Source organism: Streptomyces sp. F001 (assembly GCF_004187715.1).
Classification (GTDB): Bacteria; Actinomycetota; Actinomycetes; order Streptomycetales; family Streptomycetaceae; genus Streptomyces; species Streptomyces flavusporus.
The window spans coordinates 1,466,121-1,487,460 of record NZ_QZWF01000001.1; the positions used below are offsets into that span (position 1 = coordinate 1,466,121).

10 protein-coding genes, 1 tRNA gene and 5 pseudogenes are annotated in these 21,340 nt (G+C 68.3%); 10 read left to right on the top strand and 6 right to left on the bottom strand.

Translation table 11 applies throughout. The features are described from left to right. Positions 1 to 183 precede the first annotated feature (183 nt). Positions 184 to 2,910: a DNA polymerase I gene (gene polA, locus StrepF001_RS06795; RefSeq protein ID WP_129797337.1), complete on the bottom strand. Its 2,727-nt coding sequence runs from the start codon at positions 2,908 to 2,910 to the stop codon at positions 184 to 186. Between the two features lie 164 nt (positions 2,911 to 3,074). Here polA and StrepF001_RS06800 point away from each other — a divergent pair. The 7 genes and pseudogenes from StrepF001_RS06800 to StrepF001_RS06830 all read left to right on the top strand — a co-directional run bounded on the left by StrepF001_RS06800 (position 3,075) and on the right by StrepF001_RS06830 (position 12,139). After that, positions 3,075 to 5,344, top strand: a pseudogene (locus StrepF001_RS06800) (FdhF/YdeP family oxidoreductase). A 67-nt stretch (positions 5,345 to 5,411) separates the two neighbouring features. Then, positions 5,412 to 5,900, top strand: coding sequence for a hotdog fold thioesterase (locus StrepF001_RS06805; RefSeq protein ID WP_129797338.1), 489 nt, complete (start codon positions 5,412 to 5,414; stop codon positions 5,898 to 5,900). A 556-nt stretch (positions 5,901 to 6,456) separates the two neighbouring features. Then, positions 6,457 to 7,683, top strand: coding sequence for a branched-chain amino acid ABC transporter substrate-binding protein (locus tag StrepF001_RS06810; protein ID WP_129797532.1), 1,227 nt, complete (start codon positions 6,457 to 6,459; stop codon positions 7,681 to 7,683). Positions 7,684 to 7,815: 132 nt separating this feature from the next. Next, positions 7,816 to 8,745: a branched-chain amino acid ABC transporter permease gene (locus StrepF001_RS06815; protein WP_129797339.1), complete on the top strand. Its 930-nt coding sequence runs from the start codon at positions 7,816 to 7,818 to the stop codon at positions 8,743 to 8,745. Between the two features lie 4 nt (positions 8,746 to 8,749). Continuing rightward, a pseudogene (locus StrepF001_RS06820) lies at positions 8,750 to 10,557 on the top strand (branched-chain amino acid ABC transporter permease). Positions 10,558 to 10,562: 5 nt separating this feature from the next. Further along, on the top strand, positions 10,563 to 11,426 hold the full coding sequence (locus StrepF001_RS06825) for an ABC transporter ATP-binding protein (RefSeq protein ID WP_129797533.1): 864 nt from the start codon (positions 10,563 to 10,565) through the stop codon (positions 11,424 to 11,426). Continuing rightward, the gene (locus tag StrepF001_RS06830; RefSeq protein ID WP_129797340.1) at positions 11,423 to 12,139 is read left to right on the top strand and encodes an ABC transporter ATP-binding protein; all 717 of its coding nucleotides are present in this window, start codon (positions 11,423 to 11,425) and stop codon (positions 12,137 to 12,139) included. Before StrepF001_RS06825 ends, StrepF001_RS06830 begins: the two co-directional genes overlap by 4 nt. Positions 12,140 to 12,215: 76 nt before the next feature. Here the strand turns inward: StrepF001_RS06830 and StrepF001_RS06835 are convergent, their stop codons facing one another. Beyond that, positions 12,216 to 12,884, bottom strand: a complete 669-nt coding sequence (locus StrepF001_RS06835) for a response regulator (RefSeq protein WP_129797341.1) — start codon at positions 12,882 to 12,884, stop codon at positions 12,216 to 12,218. Positions 12,885 to 12,988: 104 nt separating this feature from the next. Between StrepF001_RS06835 and StrepF001_RS06840 the strand changes: the two genes are divergently transcribed. Both StrepF001_RS06840 and StrepF001_RS06845 read left to right on the top strand, forming a co-directional pair. Then, a tRNA-Leu gene (locus StrepF001_RS06840) sits at positions 12,989 to 13,072 on the top strand. Positions 13,073 to 13,160: 88 nt separating this feature from the next. Then, positions 13,161 to 13,949, top strand: coding sequence for a helix-turn-helix domain-containing protein (locus StrepF001_RS06845; RefSeq protein WP_129797342.1), 789 nt, complete (start codon positions 13,161 to 13,163; stop codon positions 13,947 to 13,949). Between the two features lie 10 nt (positions 13,950 to 13,959). Here the strand turns inward: StrepF001_RS06845 and pyk are convergent, their stop codons facing one another. Both pyk and StrepF001_RS06855 read right to left on the bottom strand, forming a co-directional pair. After that, positions 13,960 to 15,390, bottom strand: a complete 1,431-nt coding sequence (gene pyk, locus StrepF001_RS06850; protein WP_129797343.1) for a pyruvate kinase — start codon at positions 15,388 to 15,390, stop codon at positions 13,960 to 13,962. Between the two features lie 181 nt (positions 15,391 to 15,571). Then, positions 15,572 to 16,284, bottom strand: a pseudogene (locus tag StrepF001_RS06855) (SIMPL domain-containing protein). A gap of 163 nt (positions 16,285 to 16,447) precedes the next feature. On the opposite strand from StrepF001_RS06855, the gene StrepF001_RS06860 reads away from it, so the two are divergent. Beyond that, the gene (locus StrepF001_RS06860) at positions 16,448 to 18,253 is read left to right on the top strand and encodes a 5'-nucleotidase C-terminal domain-containing protein (protein ID WP_129797344.1); all 1,806 of its coding nucleotides are present in this window, start codon (positions 16,448 to 16,450) and stop codon (positions 18,251 to 18,253) included. A gap of 18 nt (positions 18,254 to 18,271) precedes the next feature. On the opposite strand, the pseudogene StrepF001_RS06865 reads toward StrepF001_RS06860, so the two are convergent. Next, positions 18,272 to 19,642, bottom strand: a pseudogene (locus tag StrepF001_RS06865) (SidA/IucD/PvdA family monooxygenase). Positions 19,643 to 19,694: 52 nt separating this feature from the next. Next, positions 19,695 to 21,050, bottom strand: a pseudogene (locus StrepF001_RS06870) (aminotransferase class V-fold PLP-dependent enzyme). Positions 21,051 to 21,340: the final 290 nt, after the last annotated feature.

Here is a 21,340-nt window from a genome sequence, read left to right on the forward strand (position 1 = left end):
GTGGCCGGTCGCTCCCCCACTCTCGGCTTCGCTCGTGCGGGGGACCCCCATCGCGGCGGAGCCGCATATCGACGCAGCCCCGCGCCCCTGAGGGCGCTGCAGTCCCGCCCCGCAAAGCACCACGGGATGCCGGGCCGGTTGGGAACCTGGCCCGGCATCGAGACGTGGCCCGCCTTGCGGCGGCTAGTGTGCTGCCGACTCCCAGTCGGGGCCCACGCCCACCGAGACGTCCAGGGGGGCCCTGAGGTGGACGGCGTCGGCCATTTCGCGGCGGACGATCTCCTCGGCCGCCGCCCGCTCGCCGGGGGCGATCTCCAGGACGATTTCGTCGTGGACCTGGAGGAGCATGCGGGACTTGAGGTCCGCCTCCCGCAGGGCCCGGTCCACGTTGAGCATGGCGATCTTGACGATGTCCGCCGCCGTGCCCTGGATGGGTGCGTTGAGGGCCATGCGCTCGGCCGCCTCGCGGCGCTGGCGGTTGTCGCTGTTGAGGTCGGGGAGGTAGCGGCGGCGCCCGAAGAGCGTCGCCGTGTAGCCCGTCGCCCGTGCCTCGTCGACCGCCCGGCGCAGATAGTCCCGTACGCCGCCGAAGCGCTCGAAGTACGCGTCCATCAGGGTGCGGGCCTCGGCCGCCTCGATGTTCAGCTGCTGGGACAGGCCGAACGCCGACAGCCCGTACGCCAGGCCGTACGACATCGCCTTGATCTTGCGGCGCATCTCGGCGTCCACCGCGGAGGGAGCGACGGCGAACACCTGCGCGGCAGCCGTGGTGTGCAGGTCCTCGCCGGAGGTGAACGCCTCGATCAGACCCGCGTCTTCGGAGAGGTGGGCCATGACGCGCAGCTCGATCTGGCTGTAGTCCGCCGTCATCAGCGACTCGAAACCCTCGCCGACCACGAAGCCACGGCGGATCGCCCGGCCCTCGTCGGTGCGGACCGGGATGTTCTGCAGGTTCGGGTCCGTGGAGGACAGGCGGCCGGTGGCGGCGACGGTCTGGTTGAAGGTGGTGTGGATACGGCCGTCCGTCGCGACGGTCTTGATCAGGCCCTCGACGGTGACCCGCAGCTTCGCCTGCTCGCGGTGACGGAGCATGATCACGGGCAGTTCGTTGTCGGTCTGGGTGGCCAGCCACGCCAGGGCGTCGGCGTCGGTGGTGTAGCCGGTCTTGGTCTTCTTGGTCTTCGGCAGGGCCAGCTCACCGAAGAGGACTTCCTGCAACTGCTTGGGCGAGCCCAGGTTGAACTCGTGCCCGGCGGCCGCATGGGCCTCCTTCACGGCCTGCTGCACGGCACCGGCGAACATCTGCTCCATGGCTTCCAGGTGGGCGCGGTCCGCCGCGATGCCGTGCCGCTCCATCCGGGCCAGCAGCGCCGACGTGGGCAGCTCCACATCCCGCAGCAGATCTGCTGCGCCGACCTCCTGCAGCCGGCCCTCGAAGGCCTGGCCCAGGTCGAGGACGGCGCGGGCCTGGATCATCAGTGCCTCGGCCTCGGCGCCGTCGTCCGCGCCGAAGGCCAGCTGTCCGTCGGCCGCGGCGGCGGGCGCAAGCTCGCGGTGCAGGTACTCCAGGGACAGCGCGTCCAGGTCGAAGGAACGGCGGCCGGGCTTGACCAGATAGGCGGCGAGCGCGGTGTCCATGGTGACGCCGGCGACGGTCCAGCCGTGCTCGGCGAAGACCCGCATCGCGCCCTTGGCGTTGTGGAAGACCTTGGGCCGGGCGGCGTCGGCCAGCCAGGCCGCGAACGCCTTCTCGTCGGCCTCGTCCAGCTGGGACGGGTCGAACCAGGCCGCCGGTCCCGACGGTGTGGCGAGCGCGACCTCGGCGACCGCGCCCGTGCCGAGCGCCCACGTGTCCACCGTGGCGACGCCCAGGGGGCCTGCGCCGTGCTCGGCGAGCCAGGGCGCCAGCTCGCCCGTGCCCAGCACCGTGCTGTCCAGTTCCACGCCGTCGGCCACGACCGGGGTGACCTCGGTCTCCTCGGCGCCCGGGTCGACGCCGAAGAGCCGTTCGCGCAGCGAGGGGTTCCTGATCTCCAGGGTGTCCAGCACCATGGAGACAGCCTTGCGGTCGTACGGCGCGCGGGCCAGGTCGGCGACCGTCCTGGGCAGTTCCACCTGGCGCTCCAGCTCGGTGAGCCGGCGGTTCAGCTTCACCGCCTCCAGGTGGTCGCGAAGGTTCTGCCCGGCCTTGCCCTTGACCTCGTCGACGCGCTCCACCAGGTCGGCGAACGAGCCGAACTGGTTGATCCACTTCGCGGCCGTCTTCTCGCCGACCCCCGGGATGCCCGGCAGGTTGTCCGACGGGTCGCCGCGCAGGGCAGCGAAGTCGGGGTACTGCGCGGGCGTCAGTCCGTACTTCTCGAAGACCTTCTCCGGCGTGAACCGGGTCAGCTCCGAGACGCCCTTCGTGGGGTAGAGCACCGTGGTGTGCTCGGAGACCAGCTGGAAGGAGTCACGGTCGCCGGTGACGATCAGCACCTCGAAGCCCTCGGCCTCGGCCTGCGTGGCGAGCGTGGCGATCACGTCGTCCGCCTCGTACCCCTCGACCGCGAAGCGCTGGGCGTGCATCGCGTCGAGCAGCTCGCCGATCAGCTCCACCTGGCCCTTGAACTCGTCCGGAGTCTTGGAGCGGTTCGCCTTGTACTCCGTGAACTCCTGGGAGCGCCAGGTCTTGCGCGAGACGTCGAAGGCCACCGCGAAGTGCGTGGGCGCCTCGTCGCGGAGCGTGTTGGCCAGCATCGACGCGAAGCCGTAGATCGCGTTCGTCGGCTGGCCCGTCGCGGTCGTGAAGTTCTCCGCGGGCAGCGCGAAGTACGCGCGGTAGGCCAGCGAGTGCCCGTCCATGAGCATCAGGCGCGGACGGGTACCGCCGGGGCTGTTGTCGGTCTTCTTCGATGCTGTCTCTGCCACGCCCCCGATCCTGCCACGACCCACTGACACTCAGCCCCGGGCGCCGTCCACGCTCCTCGGCGCAGGCATTGCTCACGCCCTCCGCACGACCGCACCGTCAACGGTGTCACCGGCACGTGCGAGGATCGGAGACCTATCTCACACACGCACTCGAAGGAGAGGCGATGGCAACGAAGCCGCCCAACGCCGACCCGGTTCAGGACGCGCCCGACGTCGCCGAGCCGCAGCACGCGGCGGCCGGTCTGCCGGCCATCGGGCACACCCTGCGCGTCGCCCAGCAGCAGATGGGCGTGAAGCGCACCGCGCTGACGCTGCTGCGGGTCAACCAGAAGGACGGCTTCGACTGCCCCGGCTGCGCCTGGCCGGAGCCCGATCACCGGCACAGGGCGGAGTTCTGTGAGAACGGCGCGAAGGCGGTCGCAGAGGAGGCCACCCTGCGCCGGGTCACCCCGGAGTTCTTCGCCGCGCACCCGGTCGCCGACCTCGCCGGCCGCAGCGGCTACTGGCTCGGCCAGCAGGGGCGGCTCACGCACCCCATGTATCTGCCCGAGGGCGGCGAGCACTACGAGCCGGTCACCTGGGAGCGCGCCTTCGATCTCATCGCCGAGGAGATCACCGCGCTCGGCTCCCCCGACGAGGCCGTCTTCTACACCTCGGGGCGTACGAGCAACGAGGCCGCGTTCCTCTACCAGCTCTTCGCGCGCGAGCTCGGCACGAACAACCTGCCCGACTGCTCGAACATGTGCCACGAGTCGTCCGGCTCCGCGCTGTCCGAGACGATCGGCATCGGCAAGGGCAGCGTCCTGCTGGAGGACCTCCACAAGGCCGACCTGATCATCGTCGCCGGCCAGAACCCCGGCACGAACCACCCGCGGATGCTGAGAAGGCCAAGGCAGGCGGCGCGAAGATCATCAGCGTCAATCCGCTGCCCGAGGCCGGCCTGGAACGCTTCAAGAACCCGCAGACCCCGAAGGGGCTGGCCGCCGGGGCCTCGCTCACCGATCTGTTCCTGCAGATCCGCATCGGCGGCGATCAGGCCCTCTTCCGTCTCCTCAACAAGCTCGTCCTCGAGACCGAGGGCGCCGTCGACGAGGACTTCGTGCGCGAGCACACGCACGGCTACGAGGAGTTCGCGGCGGCCGCCCGCGCGGCCGACTGGGACGAGACGCTCACCGCGACGGGCCTCACGCGCGCGGAGATCGAACAGGCCCTGCGGCTGGTCCTCGCCTCCGAGCGCACCATCGTCTGCTGGGCGATGGGCCTCACCCAGCACAAGCACTCCGTGCCGACCATCCGCGAGGTGGTCAACTTCCTCCTCCTGCGCGGCAACATCGGCCGGCCCGGCGCGGGCGTGTGCCCGGTGCGCGGCCACTCGAACGTGCAGGGCGACCGCACCATGGGCATCTTCGAACGGCCGGCAACCGCCTTCCTGGACGCCCTGGAGAAGGAGTTCGGCTTCGCGCCCCCGCGGGAGCACGGCTACGACGTCGTACGCGCCATCCGCGCCCTGCGGGACGGCGAGGCGAAGGTGTTCTTCGCGATGGGCGGCAACTTCGTCTCCGCGTCTCCCGACACGGAGGTCACCGAGGCGGCGATGCGACGCGCCCGGCTCACCGTGCACGTGTCGACGAAGCTCAACCGCAGCCACGTCATCACCGGCGCACGAGCACTGATCCTGCCCACCCTGGGCCGCACCGAGCGCGATCTTCAGGGCAGCGGCGAGCAGTTCGTGACCGTCGAGGACTCCATGGGCATGGTGCACGCCTCCCGCGGCCGGCTGCAGCCCGCGAGCCCGCACCTGCTGTCCGAGCCGGCGATCGTCTGCCGTATGGCACGCCGCGTGCTCGGCGAGAACAGCACGGTGCCGTGGGAGGAGTTCGAGAAGGACTACGCCACCGTCCGTGACCGCATCGCGCGTGTGATCCCCGGCTTCGAGGACTTCAACGCGCGCGTGGCCCGGCCCGGCGGCTTCACGCTCCCCCACGCCCCGCGCGACGAGCGCCGCTTCCCCACGGCCACCGGCAAGGCCAACTTCACCGCGGCGCCCGTGGAGTACCCGAGGCTGCCCGAGGGCCGGCTGCTGCTGCAGACGCTGCGTTCGCACGACCAGTACAACACCACGATCTACGGCCTCGACGACCGCTACCGGGGCATCAGGAACGGCCGCCGGATCGTCCTCGTCAACCCCGAGGACGCGCGGGAGCTCAAGGCCGCGGACGGGTCGTACGTCGACCTGGTCAGCGAGTGGACGGACGGCGTCGAGCGGCGCGCGCCCGGCTTCCGGGTCGTGCACTACCCCACGGCACGGGGCTGTGCGGCCGCCTACTACCCGGAGACCAACGTCCTCGTCCCGCTGGACGCCACCGCCGACGTCAGCAACACCCCGGCCAGCAAGTCCGTCGTCGTCCGTCTGGAACAATCTGCGACCGACTGAGCGTTTGCTCAGCCGGATGCGTTTCCAGACGCGTGCGACGAGAAGACGACGAAACGGAGCCCGGCCCATGGGTGAGCAGCAGACCGTGAAGTTCCCGCAACAGGTCATCGACGAGTACGCGGCGCTCGGCGTCGACCTGCCCGCCCTGTTCTCCGCCGGGCACCTGGGCACGCGCATGGGCGTACAGATCGTGGAGGCCTCCGCGGACCGTGTCGTCGGCACGATGCCGGTGGAGGGCAACACCCAGCCGTACGGGCTGCTGCACGGCGGCGCGTCCGCGGTGCTCGCCGAGACCCTGGGCTCGGTCGGCTCCATGCTGCACGGCGGCACCTCGAAGATCGCCGTGGGCGTCGACTTGAACTGCACCCACCACCGCGGCGTCCGTTCCGGCCTGGTCACCGGCGTGGCCACGCCCGTGCACCGGGGGCGCTCCACGGCGACGTACGAGATCGTGATCAGCGACGAGCAGGACCGACGTGTGTGCACCGCCCGCCTGACCTGCCTGCTGCGGGACGTGAACCCGGGCGACGGGGAGCACGTGCGCGCGGCGGACTGATCCGGACACCGGGCCGGGCTCGCAGGGTGGTTGACCCGCATCAGTCGCACCGCACCTCAGCCAGGACGGCGGGGCCCCGCGGTCCGGCCCCGCACGTCGCTTTTGCGGAAAAGTGCCGCGGAACGACGCATTCTTTTTCCCATCTGTAACTCTACGTAATACGCGCGCAATTGAGGGCTGCACTTTCAGCCGGGATCCAGCGCAGGGGCGACGCCCCACAAGCAACACCAGGTAGCCTGCAGCAACCACTCCCCGCCATTACCAAAACCAAAAACACTGCTGATCACAGCAGGCGAATCCTGCGAGTCTCAACATGCGGACAGGGCGAATCGGTTGGAATTCCGCGCTTCTACCCGCCTAGTACCGCTCTGCATTACGTCGTGTCATAACAAGAGCGTCACAGCCTTGGCCAGACACTCCTCCACGGTTCCCGCACACGCTTAGAGTCACGGCCAGTCACCGCTCCAACGGGAGTTCGGTACCAGCGCAGCACCCGCTATCCCCCCGCAGGGGGTGGCCGAGCCTGCCGAAAGGACTGATTGTGCGACAGCGTTCTTTGGTGATCCTTACCTCCGTCCTCACGACCGGAGCTCTGACGCTCACCGCCTGCGGCTCCCGAGACGACAACGGCGGCGGCGACAGCGGCGGCGGGGACACCACCACCCTGACCATCGGCGTGGACGCCCCGCTGTCCGGCGAGAACTCCCAGACCGGCCTCGGCATCCAGTACGGCGCCCAGATCGCCGTCGACGACGCCAACGAGAAAAACCTGGTCCCCGGCGTCAAGTTCAAGATCAAGGCCCTGGACGACAAGGCACAGCCCGCCACCGGCCAGTCCAACGCCACCGACCTGACGGGTGACCAGAGCGTCGTCGGCGCCGTCGGCCCGCTGAACTCCGGTGTCGCCCAGTCGATGCTGCAGGTGTTCTCCGCGGCCAACATGGTCCAGATCTCCCCGGCCAACACCAACCCGGAGCTGACCCAGGGCAAGAACTGGCAGACCGACAAGAAGCGGCCGTACAAGACCTACTTCCGCACCTCCACCACCGACGAACTGCAGGGCAGCTACGCCGCCGACTACGCCTTCAACGGTCTCAAGAAGAAGGACGCCTTCGTCGTCGACGACAAGCAGACGTACGGCGCCGGCCTGGCGAAGATCTTCAACGAGCAGTACAAGAAGCTCGGCGGCAAGGTGGTCGGCACCGACCACGTCAACACCGGTGACAAGGACTTCGGTTCGCTCGTCACCAAGATCAAGAACTCCAAGGCCGACCTGCTCTACTACGGCGGCCAGTACGACGAGGCCCAGCTGATCACCAAGCAGCTCAAGGACGCCGGCGTCAAGATCCCGCTGTTCGCCGGTGACGGCACGTTCTCCACCACCTACATCGAGACGGCCGGCGCAGCCGCCGAGGGCGACCTCGTCACCGCCATCGGCGTCCCCGCGGACACCCTGCCCGCCGCCAAGGACTTCATCGCCGAGTACAAGGCCAAGGGCTACAAGGGCGACTACGGCGCCTACGGCACCTACGCCTACGACGCCACCACCGCCATCATCAACGCCGTCAAGGCCGCCGTGGACGCCAACGACGGCAAGCTGCCCGAGATGAACGAACTGCGTCCCAAGGTCGTCGACGAGGTCCAGAAGTCCGACTTCGAAGGCCTCACCGGCAAGGTCTCCTTCGACGAGTACGGCGACACCACCAACAAGCAGCTGACGGTCTACCAGGTCGAAAAGGGCGAGTGGAAGGCCGTCAAGACCGGCACCGCCGACCTCGGCTGACCCAGGCCACCCAAGCACGCCACACGGGCCGCGCGGAAGGAGGACCCCGACCGCGCGGCCCGTTTCCACACCCAGACCACCCCCCGGCACGCAACCAGTGCACACGACCACCAGCGACATGGAGGCCACGCGGTGAACACCCTGCCGCAGCAGCTGGCCAACGGGCTGCTTCTAGGCTCGATGTACGGGCTGATCGCCATCGGCTACACGATGGTGTACGGCATCGTCCAGCTCATCAACTTCGCGCACGGCGAGATCTTCATGACCGGGGCCTTCGGCGCCCTCACGGTCTACTTCTACATCCTGCCCGACGGCACCTCGATGGCAATCGCCGTCCCCCTGATGCTGCTCGGCGGCGCCATCGTCGCCATCCTCATCGCGGTCGGAGCGGAACGGTTCGCCTACCGACCACTGCGCGGAGCACCACGCCTGGCACCGCTCATCACAGCCATCGGCCTCTCCCTGGCCCTCCAGGAAGTCGTCCGCAACTTCTACCCCGAGGCCGACGGCGCCCGCCCCTTCCCCGGCCTCGACACCACCCACGACATCGGCTCCATCACCATCAAGGACGCCGACATCTTCCTGATCGTCGCCGCGATCCTCTGCATGTCCGCCCTCGCCTGGTTCGTCCGCAAGTCCCGCACCGGCCGCGCCATGCAGGCCACCGCCCAGGACCCGGACACCGCACAGCTCATGGGCATCGACACCAACCGCATCATCGTCATCGCCTTCGCCATCGGCGGCTTCTTCGCCGCCGTCGCCGCCGTCGCCTACGGCCTCAAGTACGGCAACGTCGACTACCGCATGGGCTTCCTCATGGGCCTGAAGGCCTTCACCGCGGCCGTCCTCGGCGGCATCGGCAACATCTACGGCGCCATGCTCGGCGGCATCGTCCTCGGCATCGCCGAAACACTCGCCTCCGCCTACATCGACGAAATCCCCGGCATGCAGCAGCTCGGCGGCCAGAGCTGGGCCAACGTCTGGGCCTTCTGCCTCCTCATCCTCGTACTCCTCGTCCGGCCACAAGGCCTGCTCGGCGAGCGTGTAGCGGACAGGGCGTGATCACATGACCGACATCGACAAGACCACGCCAGCCACCCCGGCCACCACCGCCCCCGCGGCCCGCGGCCTGCTGCCGCTGCCCGTCCCGGCCGCCCGCGCCCTCCTGCTCGCCGGCGGCACAGCCACCGCCGCCTCCGCCTTCCTCGCCTGGACCTGGACCGCCGAATTCCCCGGCGACCTCACCATCACCGGCTACCCCGGCGGCCTGCAGTGGCTGACCTTCACCGCCGGCATCATCACCGCGCTGTTCGCCCTCGCCTCGTACGGCATCCGCGGCCTCGGCTGGCTGCTGCCCGCCCGCAACAACGCACCCCTCGTGCTGAGCGCCGTCAGCGGCTTCGCCACCACCTGGTTCACCATCATCGCGATCAGCGTCGAACTCGGCGGACTCGCCAACCTCGAACCCGGAGGCTGGATCGCGGCCGTCGCCGCCCTCCTCCCCCTCCTCGGCGCCTCGCCCTCCCCGAGAAGAACACCGGCGACGCCAAGGACACCCTCAAGGCCTACGTCACAAAGGCCGACAAAATCCCCGCACCGACCCCCGTCGCACCCTGGGTCGAGCGACTCCTCCTCACCATCATCACGATGATCGGCCTCGGTGTCTTCACCTACGGCATCGACACCGAGTACGGCGAACTCTTCGTCGGCTACCTCATCGTGGTCGCCTTCACCGCCTGGGCCCTGCACACCGCAGGACTCCTCGACCGGCTCTCCCGGCTCGTCGCCCACAACCGCAGCTTCACGCTCGCCATGGGCTTCATCGCCGCCATCGCCTTCCCCTTCACCCAGACCAACGACCACTACGCCAACATCGGCGTCAACATCCTGATCTTCGGAACCGTCGCCCTCGGCCTCAACATCGTCGTCGGCCTCGCCGGACTCCTCGACCTCGGATACGTCGCCTTCCTCGGCGTCGGCGCCTACACCGCCGCCCTGGTCTCCGGCTCCGAGTTCTCCCGGTTCTCCGGCGTCCAGTTCCCCTTCTGGGCCTCCGCCCTGACCGGTGCCGCCGCATCGCTCATCTTCGGCGTCCTCATCGGCGCCCCCACCCTGCGCCTGCGCGGCGACTACCTCGCCATCGTCACCCTGGGCTTCGGTGAAATCTTCCGCATCGCCATCAACAACATGGACGGCGACTCCGGACCCGACATCACCAACGGCCCCAACGGCATCGCAGCCATCCCCGACCTGAAGATCTTCGGATTCAACCTCGGCGAATCCCACGACATCGCCGGATTCACCCTCGGCCGCTTCGCCAACTACTACCTGCTGATGGTCCTCATCATGGCCATCGTCGTCCTCGTCTACACCCGCGCCGCCGACTCCCGCATCGGCCGCTCCTGGATCGCCATCCGCGAGGACGAGACCGCCGCCACCGCCATGGGCATCAACGGCTTCCGCGTCAAACTCATCGCCTTCGCCCTCGGCGCCGCCCTCGCCGGCCTCGCCGGCACCGTCAGCGCACACGTCACCTACAGCGTCGTACCGACGCCGTACCAGTTCGCCGGATCCACCGCGCCCAACTCGGCCTTCCTGCTGGCCGCCGTCGTCCTCGGCGGCATGGGCACAGTCGCCGGCCCACTCCTCGGCGCGGCACTGCTCTACCTCATCCCGGAGAAACTCGTCTTCCTCCAGGAGAAGCAACTCCTCGCCTTCGGCATCGCGCTCGTCCTGCTGATGCGCTTCCGCCCCGAAGGCATCATCGCCAACCGCCGCCGCCAGCTCGAATTCCACGAGACCGGCCAGACCGACGTACCAGAACAAGCAACGCTGACCGACGAACCGGCGGCCGTCACCAAGGCGGGTGCGTGACCACCATGACGACACCAGTACTCGAAGCCCGCGACGTCACCATGCGCTTCGGCGGCCTCACCGCCGTCCGCTCGGTGGACTTCACCGTCAACGAAGGCGAGATCGTCGGCCTCATCGGCCCCAACGGCGCCGGCAAGACAACCTTCTTCAACTGCCTGACGGGCCTGTACATCCCCACCGAGGGCACAGTCTCCTACAAGGGCACCGTCCTGCCACCCAAGCCACACCTGGTGACCAAGGCGGGTATCGCCCGCACATTCCAGAACATCCGGCTCTTCGCCAACATGACGGTCCTCGAGAACGTCCTCGTCGGCCGCCACACCCGCACCAAGGAAGGCCTCTGGTCAGCCCTCCTACGCGGCCCCGGCTTCAAGAAGGCCGAAAAGGCAAGCGAAGAACGGGCCATGGAACTCCTGGAGTTCATCGGCCTCGCCCACAAACGCGACCACCTCGCCCGCAACCTGCCCTACGGCGAACAGCGCAAGCTCGAGATCGCACGGGCGCTGGCAAGCGAGCCGGGCCTCCTCCTGCTGGACGAGCCCACAGCCGGAATGAACCCCCAGGAGACACGAGCCACCGAGGAATTGGTCTTCGCCATCCGCGACAAGGGCATCGCCGTACTCGTCATCGAGCACGACATGCGCTTCATCTTCAACCTGTGCGACCGCGTCGCCGTCCTCGTCCAGGGCGAAAAGCTCGTCGAGGGCACCTCCGAAGTCGTCCAGGCCGACGAACGCGTCATCGCGGCCTACCTCGGCGAACCCTTCGAGGGCGACCCCGGCGAGGCCGAAGTCGCGGAGGTGGAGGCAGCCGAGGCCCACGCCGACGCCGCGCAGAGCACCACCAGCACCAAGGGAGACGCCCAGTGACCGCACTGCTCGAGGTCGAGGACCTCCGAGTCGCCTACGGCAAGATCGAAGCCGTCAAAGGCATCTCCTTCAGCGTCGAAGCCGGCCAGGTCGTCACCCTCATCGGCACCAACGGCGCCGGCAAGACGACCACCCTGCGCACCCTCTCAGGCCTCCTGAAGCCGACAACCGGGAAAATCGTCTTCGACGGCAAGCCGCTCACCGGCGTCGCCGCCCACAAGATCGTCGCCCTGGGCCTGGCCCACTCCCCCGAAGGCCGGCACATCTTCCCGCGCCTGAGCATCTTCGAGAACCTCCAACTCGGCGCCTTCCTCAGAAACGACAAGGCGGGCATCGAGAAGGACATCCAGCGAGCCTACGACCTGTTCCCCATCCTCGGAGAACGCCGCAACCAGGCCGCAGGCACCCTCTCCGGCGGTGAGCAGCAGATGCTCGCCATGGGCCGGGCACTGATGTCCCAGCCCAAACTGCTGATGCTGGACGAGCCCTCCATGGGCCTGTCCCCCATCATGATGCAGAAGATCATGGCGACGATCGCCGAGCTCAAATCGCAGGGCACCACAATTCTGCTCGTCGAGCAGAACGCCCAGGCGGCACTCTCACTCGCCGACCACGGCCACGTCATGGAGGTCGGCAACATCGTCCTCTCCGGCACCGGACAGGACCTGCTCCACGACGAGTCCGTCCGCAAGGCATACCTCGGCGAGGACTGAGCGCCCTCGCAACCACGACGAGGCCCGCGCCCCCTGCTCACCAGGGGGCGCGGGCCTCGTGCCGCTGTCCGAGGGCTCAGCCCTTGTCCGCAGCCTTGCCCGCCTTCTTCTCGGCGGCATCCTCAATGACAGCCTCGGCCACCTGCTGCATCGACAGCCGCCGATCCATCGACGTCTTCTGAATCCACCGGAACGCAGCCGGCTCCGTCAACCCGTACTCCGTCTGCAGAATCGACTTCGCCCGATCCACCAGCTTGCGCGTCTCCAGCCGCTGGGAGAGGTCCGCAACCTCCTTCTCCAGCTCCTTGAGCTGCGTGTACCGCGAGACGGCCATCTCGATCGCCGGTACGACATCACTCTTGCTGAACGGCTTGACGAGGTACGCCATGGCACCGGCGTCGCGAGCCCGCTCCACGAGATCACGCTGCGAGAACGCCGTGAGCATCAGCACCGGCGCGATCGACTCCTCGGTGATCTTCTCCGCCGCGGAGATACCGTCCAGCTTGGGCATCTTCACATCGAGGATCACGAGGTCGGGCTTGTGCTCACGGGCCAGCTCGACGGCCTGCTCACCGTCACCGGCCTCACCGACGACCGTGTACCCCTCTTCCTCGAGCATCTCCTTGAGGTCGAGCCGGATCAGTGCCTCGTCCTCGGCGATGACGACACGGGTCGTCAGCGGAGGCACGTGCGACTTGTCGTCGTCGGGCGCGTCTGCGGGCTGGGGCGACTCGGGGGCGGTCACGGGGGCTCCTTGGTACGGGCCGGGCAGGTGCTGCTGCCTATGCAGCCTACCTAGAGGCGGGGAGCTGCGGTGAGCCGGTATGCTTCTCAGCGGTCCCCTGGCCTGCCCGGTTGGAGGAACTGGTCAGACTCGCGGCACTCAAAATGCCGTGCCCTTTGGGCATGTGGGTTCGAATCCCACACCGGGCACTTCGAGACAGGAAGCGGAGGATCACGTTCGCGTGGTTCTCCGCTTTTTGCTGCACTGAGTGCGCGAACCGGAACGCAAAGTGTTCGCATGAACTTTCACAGTACTCAAGTGCGACAGACCGCCCTCACCCTGCTACGCAGTGGCGTGAAGAACGCCGATGTCGCCCGGAAGCTCGACGTCCCGCTCGGAACGGTTGGCTACTGGAAGCACATGGACCGAGCGAAACGCGGCGAATGTCCCGGCCCGCATGAAGCGCCGTGCCCCCGATGCGACGGGCGGGAACTCGACAGTTCCGCGTACAGCTACTTACTTGGCCTCTATCTCGGCGACGGCCACATCAGCCACTACTCCGGACATCGCGTACCCAACCTCATGATCGCCTGCACCGAGTCATGGCCCGGCCTCATGGATGACTGCGAGAAAGCCATGAGTACCGTCTTCCCTCACAACTCCGTCTGCCGCGTCCGCAAGACCGGCTGCCGGAACGTGAAGGTCTATTCGAAGCACCTGCCCTGTCTGTTCCCCCAGCACGGCCCTGGCAAGAAGCACGAACGCCGCATCCTCCTCGAACCCTGGCAACAAGAAATCGTCGACGCTCACCCCTGGGATTTCATCCGCGGCCTCATCCACTCCGACGGCTGCCGCATCACCAACTGGACGACCCGCATGGTCGGCGGCGAGCGCAAGCGCTATGAGTACCCCCGGTACTTCTTCTCCAACAAGTCGGACGACATCAGGCGGCTCTTCACAGACGTCCTCGACAAGGTCGGCGTCGAGTGGACCACGCTGGCCCGCGGAAGCGACCCGTTCAACATCTCCATCGCCCGCAAAGCCTCCGTCGCCCTCATGGACACCCACGTAGGCCCCAAACGCTGAAAACCGCTTCCTACCTGGTGCTCTCCCCAATGTGATGCACCCGCACCAGGTTCGTCGTCCCCGGCATCCCAGGCGGCGAGCCCGCGGTGATGATCACCGTGTCGCCCTTCTCGCAGCGGCCGTACCTCGTGAGGAGATCGTCGACCTGGGAGACCATCGCGTCGGTGGACTCCACGTGCGGCCCCAGGAACGTCTCCACGCCCCACGTCGCGCTGAGCTGGGAGCGTGTCGCCGGCTCCGGGGTGAAGGCCAGCAGTGGGATCGGCGAGCGGTAGCGGGAGAGGCGGCGGGCTGTGTCGCCGGACTGGGTGAAGGCGACCAGGAACTTGGCGCCGAGGAAGTCGCCCATTTCCGCGGCCGCGCGGGCGACGGCGCCGCCCTGGGTGCGGGGTTTGTTGCGTTCGGTCAGGGGCGGGAGGCCCTTGGCGAGGATGTCCTCCTCCGCCGCCTCGACGATCTTTGCCATCGTCCTGACTGTCTCCACGGGGTACTTGCCGACGCTTGTCTCGCCGGAGAGCATCACGGCGTCCGTGCCGTCGATGACGGCGTTGGCGACGTCGCTGGCCTCGGCGCGGGTCGGGCGGGAGTTTTCGATCATCGAGTCGAGCATCTGGGTGGCGACGATGACCGGCTTGGCGTTGCGTTTGGCGAGCTTGATCGCGCGCTTCTGGACGATGGGGACCTGTTCCAGGGGCATTTCGACGCCCAGGTCTCCGCGGGCCACCATGATGCCGTCGAACGCCGCCACGATGTCGTCGATGTTGTCGACGGCCTGTGGTTTCTCGATCTTGGCGATGACGGGGAGGCGGCGGCCTTCTTCGTCCATGATGCGGTGGACGTCCTTGATGTCGCGTCCGCTGCGGACGAAGGAGAGGGCGATGATGTCGAAGCCGGTGCGCAGGGCCCAGCGGAGGTCGGCTTCGTCCTTGTCGGAGAGGGCGGGGACGGAGACGGCGACGCCGGGGAGGTTGAGGCCTTTGTTGTCGGAGATGACGCCGCCTTCGATGACGGTCGTGTGGACGCGGGGGCCGTCGACCTTGGTGACTTCGAGGCATACCTTGCCGTCGTCGACGAGGATGCGTTCGCCGGTGGTGACGTCGCTCGCGAGTCCGGCGTAGGTGGTGCCGCAGGTTTCGCGGTCGCCGGGGGTGCCTTCTTCGACGGTGATGGTGAAGGTGTCGCCGCGTTCAAGGAGTACGGGGCCTTCGGTGAAGCGGCCGAGTCGGATCTTCGGGCCTTGAAGGTCGGCGAGGAGTCCGACGCTGCGGCCGGTTTCGTCGGAGGCCTTGCGTACGCGTTGGTAGCGCTCCTCGTGCTCGGCGTAGCCGCCGTGGCTGAGGTTGAATCGGGCGACGTCCATTCCGGCGTCGACCAGTGCCTTGATCTGGTCGTATGAGTCGGTGGCGGGGCCCAGTGTGCAGACGATCTTTGCTCGGCGCATGGTTTGAGCCTAGGCCTTACCGGCGGGTAGAGAATTGGTCGGGCGTGACTACTCAACAACCGTTGGGTGAAGCGGTGTTGACAACTGTTGAATTGTGCGGATGGCTGCTCTGATGAGCAATAGGACTCCTGTCACGCATTTGGAGTCGTGCATTCGCTCTGTCGGGTTTTTGAATGTGTGGTCAAAGGCGGGGTGGTGCCATGGTGAATCGGGCGTTGACCTGGGCGTGGACGTGTTGTCGTTGGGGTTCGAGGTCGAGGGGTGCGGCGGTGGTGTCCTCGGTGGAGGCTGCGTAGGCGGCTGAGCGCATGCGGCTTCCGGGTGCTTGGGGGTAGGCGGGGGGTTCTCGGCGCCGATGTCGGAGTTCGACGAGGGCGGCGAGGGTGGTGCCGAGGGCGTCGGCGTATTCGCGGGCGCGTTGGACGGCTTCGTGGACGGCTTGTTGGCGGGCTTGGCGTGGGCGGGTGAGTCGGGGCGTAGGGTCCACCAGGGGCCGTCGACGCGGGTGAGGTCGAGGTCGGCCAGTCGGGTGGTGAGTTCGCCGAGGGCGGTGAAGTCGGTGAGTTCGGCGGTGATGTGGACGCGGCCGTGGTAGGTGCGGATGCGTTCGGCGCGGCCGTGTTTGGTGAGTTCGGGGGTGATGGAGAAGGCGCCGGTTTCGAGGTGTTCGACGGCGTCGCCGTAGGTTTTGATGAGGTCGAGGGCGGTGGTGTTGCGGCGGGTGAGGTCGTCGAGGGCGGTTCGGCGGTCGCGGCCGCGGGCGGTGACGGTGATGCCGATGCGGGCGATTTCGGGGTCGACTTCGAGGTGGGCTTGGCCGCGGACGGCGATGCGGGGGGCGTCGGGGGTGCCGTAGGGGAGGGCGGGTGGCTGGGGTTCGTGGGCGGTGGTCATATGGCCCACTGTGTCAGTTCGGTGTGCTGTCACTGGTTTGGTTGAGGGGTTGGGTCATCGGATCGAAACCTGGTGGGTCTGTTGCGGCCGGTCATGTCCGGGTCAGAATCTACGCGCGTTATCTACGCGCGTCGTCGAAGTCCGTGTGGCTGGAGGAGAGCACATGCCGTTGAACCGCCGGAAGTTTCTGAAGAAGTCCGCCGTGACCGGGGCGGGGGTGGCGCTGGCCGGTGCGGCGGCGGCTCCGGCGGCTCAGGCCGCGGAGGTGAGGAAGGGCCCGAGGCCGGCGAAGCGGTACTCGCTGACGGTGATGGGCACGACGGACCTGCACGGGCACATCTTCAACTGGGACTATTTCAAGAACGCGGAGTACACGGACGCCAAGGGCAACGCGCAGGGTCTGGCCCGTATCTCGACGCTGGTCGAGCAGGTCCGTGCGGAGAAGGGCCGCCGCAACACGCTGCTGCTGGATGCGGGCGACACGATTCAGGGCACCCCGTTGACGTACTACTACGCGAAGGTCGACCCGATCACGGCCGAGGGCGGGCCGGTGCACCCGATGGCGCAGGCGATGAACGAGATCGGGTACGACGCGGTGGCGCTGGGCAACCACGAGTTCAACTACGGCATCGAGACGCTGCGGAAGTTCGAGGAGCAGTGCGACTTCCCGCTGCTGGGTGCGAACGCGCTGGACGCGAAGACGCTGAAGCCCGCGTTCCCGCCGTACTTCTTCAAGAAGTTCCATGTGAAGGGCGCCCCGCCGGTCAAGGTCGCGGTTCTCGGTCTGACGAATCCCGGTATCGCGATCTGGGACAAGGCGTATGTGCAGGGGAAGATGACGTTCCCCGGTCTGGAGGAGCAGGCGGCGAAGTGGGTGCCCAGGCTGCGTTCGATGGGTGCGGACGTGGTGGTGGTGTCGGCGCACTCCGGGTCGTCCGGCACTTCCTCGTACGGTGACCAGCTGCCGTATATCGAGAACTCGGCGGCGCTGGTGGCGCAGCAGGTGCCGGGGATCGACGCGATTCTGGTGGGTCATGCGCACACGGAGATTGCCGAGTTGAAGGTGACGAACGAGAAGACCGGTAGGACGGTGGTGCTGTCGGAGCCGTTGGCCTATGCGGAGCGGTTGTCGCTGTTCGACTTCGAGTTGGTTTTCGCGAAGGGCCGGTGGACGGTGGAGTCGGTCGCGGCGACGGTGCGCGACTCGAGGACGGTCGCCGACGACCCGAAGATCACCAAGCTGCTGCAGGACGAGCACGACGTCGTCGTGGCGTATGTCAACCAGGTCGTCGGCACTGCGACGGAGACCCTGACGACCGTCGAGGCGCGTTACAAGGACGCTCCGATCATCGATCTGATCACCAAGGTGCAGGAGGACGTGGTCAGGGCGGCGCTGGTGGGCACGGAGTACGCGTCGTTGCCGGTGATCTCGCAGGCCTCGCCGTTCTCGCGGACCTCGGAGATCCCGGCGGGCGATGTGACCATCCGGGATCTGTCGAGTCTGTACGTGTACGACAACACGCTGGTCGCGAAGCTGATGACGGGCGCGCAGGTCAAGGCGTACCTGGAGTATTCGGCGGAGTATTTCGTGCAGACGGCGGCGGGTGCGGCGGTCGATGTGGAGAAGCTGACCAATGCGGGTGGTCGCCCGGATTACAACTACGACTATGTGTCGGGGTTGTCGTACGAGATCGACATTGCGCAGGCGGCGGGTTCGCGGATCAGGAACCTGACCTACAACGGGGCCGCGCTGGATGACGCGCAGCAGTTCGTGTTCGCGGTGAACAACTACCGGGCGAACGGTGGTGGCGCGTTTCCGCATGTGGCGTCGGCGCAGGAGTTGTGGTCGGAGTCGACGGAGATCCGGACCCGGATCGCGGAGTGGGCGACGGCGAAGGGTGTGCTGGATCCGAAGGATTTCGCGTCGGTGGGCTGGAAGCTGACACGGGAGGGCACGCCCGTCTTCTGACCGTCTGGTCTGGGGTCTTCAGTTCCCGTCCGTGAGGGGTGTGAGCGTCTTCGGGTGGCGCGCGGGCGGGAGCTGGGACTGGTGTGGTTGCAGGCCGAAGGTGGTGAATGCGGTGCGGTGGGGCAGGGGGTAGGGCTCCTTGCCGGTCAGGGAGTTGAGGATGGTGGCGCTGCGCCAGGCGGCGAGGCCGAGGTCGGGGGTGCCGACGCCGTGGGGTGGGGGGCGGCGTTCTGGATGTGGATCGCTCCGGTGATGGCGGGGTCGAGGAGGAGGCGGTATTCGTCGTCGATGCGGGGGCGGTTCTGGCTGTCGCGGCGTAGGTGGGGGTCGAGGCCGGCGAGGAGGCGGGTGAGGGGGCGTTCGCGGTAGCCGGTGGCGAGGACGACGGCGTCGGTGGTGAGCCGGGAGCGGGTGTTCTGCTGGGTGTGTTCCAGGTGGAGTTCGATTGTGCTGGTGGCGATACGGCCGGCGGTGCGGACGTGGACGCCGGGGGTGAGGACGGCGTCGGGCCAGCCGCCGTGCAGGGTGCGGCGGTAGAGCTCGTCGTGGATGGCGGCGATGGTGTGGGTGTCGATGCCTTTGTGGAGTTGCCATTGTGCGGCGATGAGGTTGTCGCGGACGGGTTCGGGCAGGGCGTGGAAGTAGCGGGTGTAGTCGGGGGTGAAGTGTTCCAGGCCGAGCTTGGAGTACTCCATGGGGGCGAAGGCTTCGGTGCGGCCGATCCAGTGCAGTTTTTCGCGGCCGGCGGGGCGGTGGCGCAGTAGGTCGAGGAAGACTTCGGCGCCGGACTGTCCGGAGCCGACGACGGTGATGTGGTCGGCGGTGAGGAGGGTGTCGCGGTGGTCGAGGTAGTCGGCGGCGTGGATGACGGGTACGCCGGGTGTGTCGACGAGGGGGGCGGAGCGGGTCGGGGATGTGGGGTTCGGTGCCGATGCCGAGGACGATGTTCCTGGTGTAGGTGCGGCCGAGGGATGGGGCTTGTGAGTCGGTGTCGAGCTGGGTGAAGTCGACTTCGAAGAGGTCGTGTTCGGGGTTCCAGCGGACGGCGTCGACCTGGTGGCGGAAGTGGAGTCCGGGGAGGTTGTCGGCGACCCAGCGGCAGTAGGCGTCGTATTCGGCGCGTTGGATGTGGAAGTGCTCGGCGAAGTAGAAGGGGAAGAGCCGGTCGCGGGTTTTGAGGTAGTTGAGGAAGGTCCAGGGGCTGGTGGGGTCGGCGAGGGTGACCAGGTCGGCGAGGAACGGTACTTGGATGGTGGCGCCGTCGATGAGCAGGCCGGGGTGCCAGTCGAAGGTGGGGCGTTGTTCGTAGAAGACGGCGTCGAGTTCGGCGAGGGGGTGGGCGAGGGCGGCGAGGGAGAGGTTGAAGGGGCCGATGCCGATGCCGACCAGGTCGCGGGGGGCTTGGGCTGCGTGGGCGGGGTGTGGGGGTTGGTGGGGCGGGTCATCGGGGGGTGTTTCCTTCCACCAGTGTGAGGAGGGCGGCCAGGTCCTGGGGGTGGTGTGGGGGTTGAGGAGGGTGGCTTTGAGCCAGAGGCGGTCGTCCAGCCGGGCTCGGCCGAGGACGGCGCGGCCGTCGGTGAGGAGTTGTCTGCGTACGGCGGCCACGGTGTCGTCGGTGGCGTGGGTGGGCCGGAACAGGACGGTGCTGATGGTGGGCCGGTCGTGGAGTTCGAGGGCGGGGTGGGTGTCGATGAGGTCGGCGAGGGCGTGGGCGTGGGCGCATACCTGGTCGATGAGTGCGCCGAGCCCGCTGCGGCCGAGGGTTCTGAGGGTGACGGCGATCTTGAGGATGTCGGGTCTGCGGGTGGTGCGCAGGGAGCGGCCGAGGAGGTCGGGGAGGCCGGCTTCGGTGTCGTCGTCGGCGTTGAGGTAGTCGGCGCGCTGGTGGAGGGCGGCGAGGTCGCGGGGGTCGGTGACGGTGAGGAGGCCGGCGGCGATGGGCTGCCAGCCGAGTTTGTGCAGGTCGAGGGTGATGGTGTCGGCGGCTTCGAGGCCGGCGAGTTTGGTGCGGTGGCGTTCGCTGAACAGGAGTGCGCCGCCGTATGCGGCGTCGATGTGCAGGCGGGCGCCGTGGGCGCGGCAGTGGGCGGCGATGTCGGGCAGCGGGTCGATGAGTCCGGCGTCGGTGGTGCCGGCGGTGGCTGCGACGAGGAGGGGGCCGCGCAGGTCGGTGAGGGCTTTGTCGAGGTGGCGGGGTCGAGGGTGCCGGTGGGGGCGGGCAGGACGACGGGGTCGGGCAGGCCCAGCAGCCAGGCGGCGCGGCCGAGGGAGTGGTGGGCGTTCGTGGCGTGGACGAGCTGGAGGCGGGGGCCGTGGTCTCGCGGGCGAGCAGCAGGGCGAGGTGGTTGGATTCGGTGCCGCCGGTGGTGACGAGGGCGTCGGCGGCGCCGACTTCGTGGGCGAGCGCCTGTGTGACGAGGGTTTCCAGGGTGGAGGCGGCCGGGGCCTGGTCCCAGGAGTCGAGGGAGGGGTTGAGGGCGCTGGCGGCGAGGTCTGCGGCGGTGGCGACGGCGAGGGGTGGGCAGTGCAGGTGGGCGGCGCACAGGGGGTGCGCCGGGTCGGCGGAGCCTGCGGCGAGGGTGTGTACGAGGACGTGCAGGGCGTCCGGGTGGCCTTCGTCGGGCAGTACGTCGCCCACCGCGGCGCGGACCTGCGCGGCGACGGCGTCCGGGCCGCCGGCGGGCAGTGGCCCGCCGCGCGCTCGGGTGCCGTCCTGGAGGGCGTGGAGCACGGTGTCGAGCAACGGCCGTAGCGCGCCCGGGCCTTCGGGGCCTGAGGCTAGGGGCGGCGTGGGCATGCTTCCAGCTTGTACGTGGATGGGGCTACGCGCCTGAAACGCCCAGGGATCGATACCCGAAAGGGGTACGGGTTGGCGGGCGCGGGCCCGCCAACCCGGTGCCGCGTTGCGCGCCCGCCGCCCGGTGCCGCGTTGCAGGCCTGCCAACCCGGTGCCGCGTTGCGGGCCCGCCAACCCGGTGCCGCGTTGCGGGCCCGCCGCCCGGTGCCGCGTTGCAGGCCTGCCAACCCGGTGCCGCGTTGCGGGCCCGCCACCCTATGCCGCGTTGCGGGAGCGTGCCGGGCCCCGCG

Bases quoted from the DNA above. Each gene is read 5' to 3' on its own strand.
- StrepF001_RS06805 (WP_129797338.1), top strand. From the start codon at position 5,412: ATGGGTGAGCAGCAGACCGTGAAGTTCCCGCAACAGGTCATCGACGAG.
- StrepF001_RS06825 (WP_129797533.1), top strand. From the start codon at position 10,563: ATGACGACACCAGTACTCGAAGCCCGCGACGTCACCATGCGCTTCGGC.
- StrepF001_RS06845 (WP_129797342.1), top strand. From the start codon at position 13,161: ATGAACTTTCACAGTACTCAAGTGCGACAGACCGCCCTCACCCTGCTA.
- pyk (WP_129797343.1), bottom strand. From the start codon at position 15,390: ATGCGCCGAGCAAAGATCGTCTGCACACTGGGCCCCGCCACCGACTCA.
- StrepF001_RS06860 (WP_129797344.1), top strand. From the start codon at position 16,448: ATGCCGTTGAACCGCCGGAAGTTTCTGAAGAAGTCCGCCGTGACCGGG.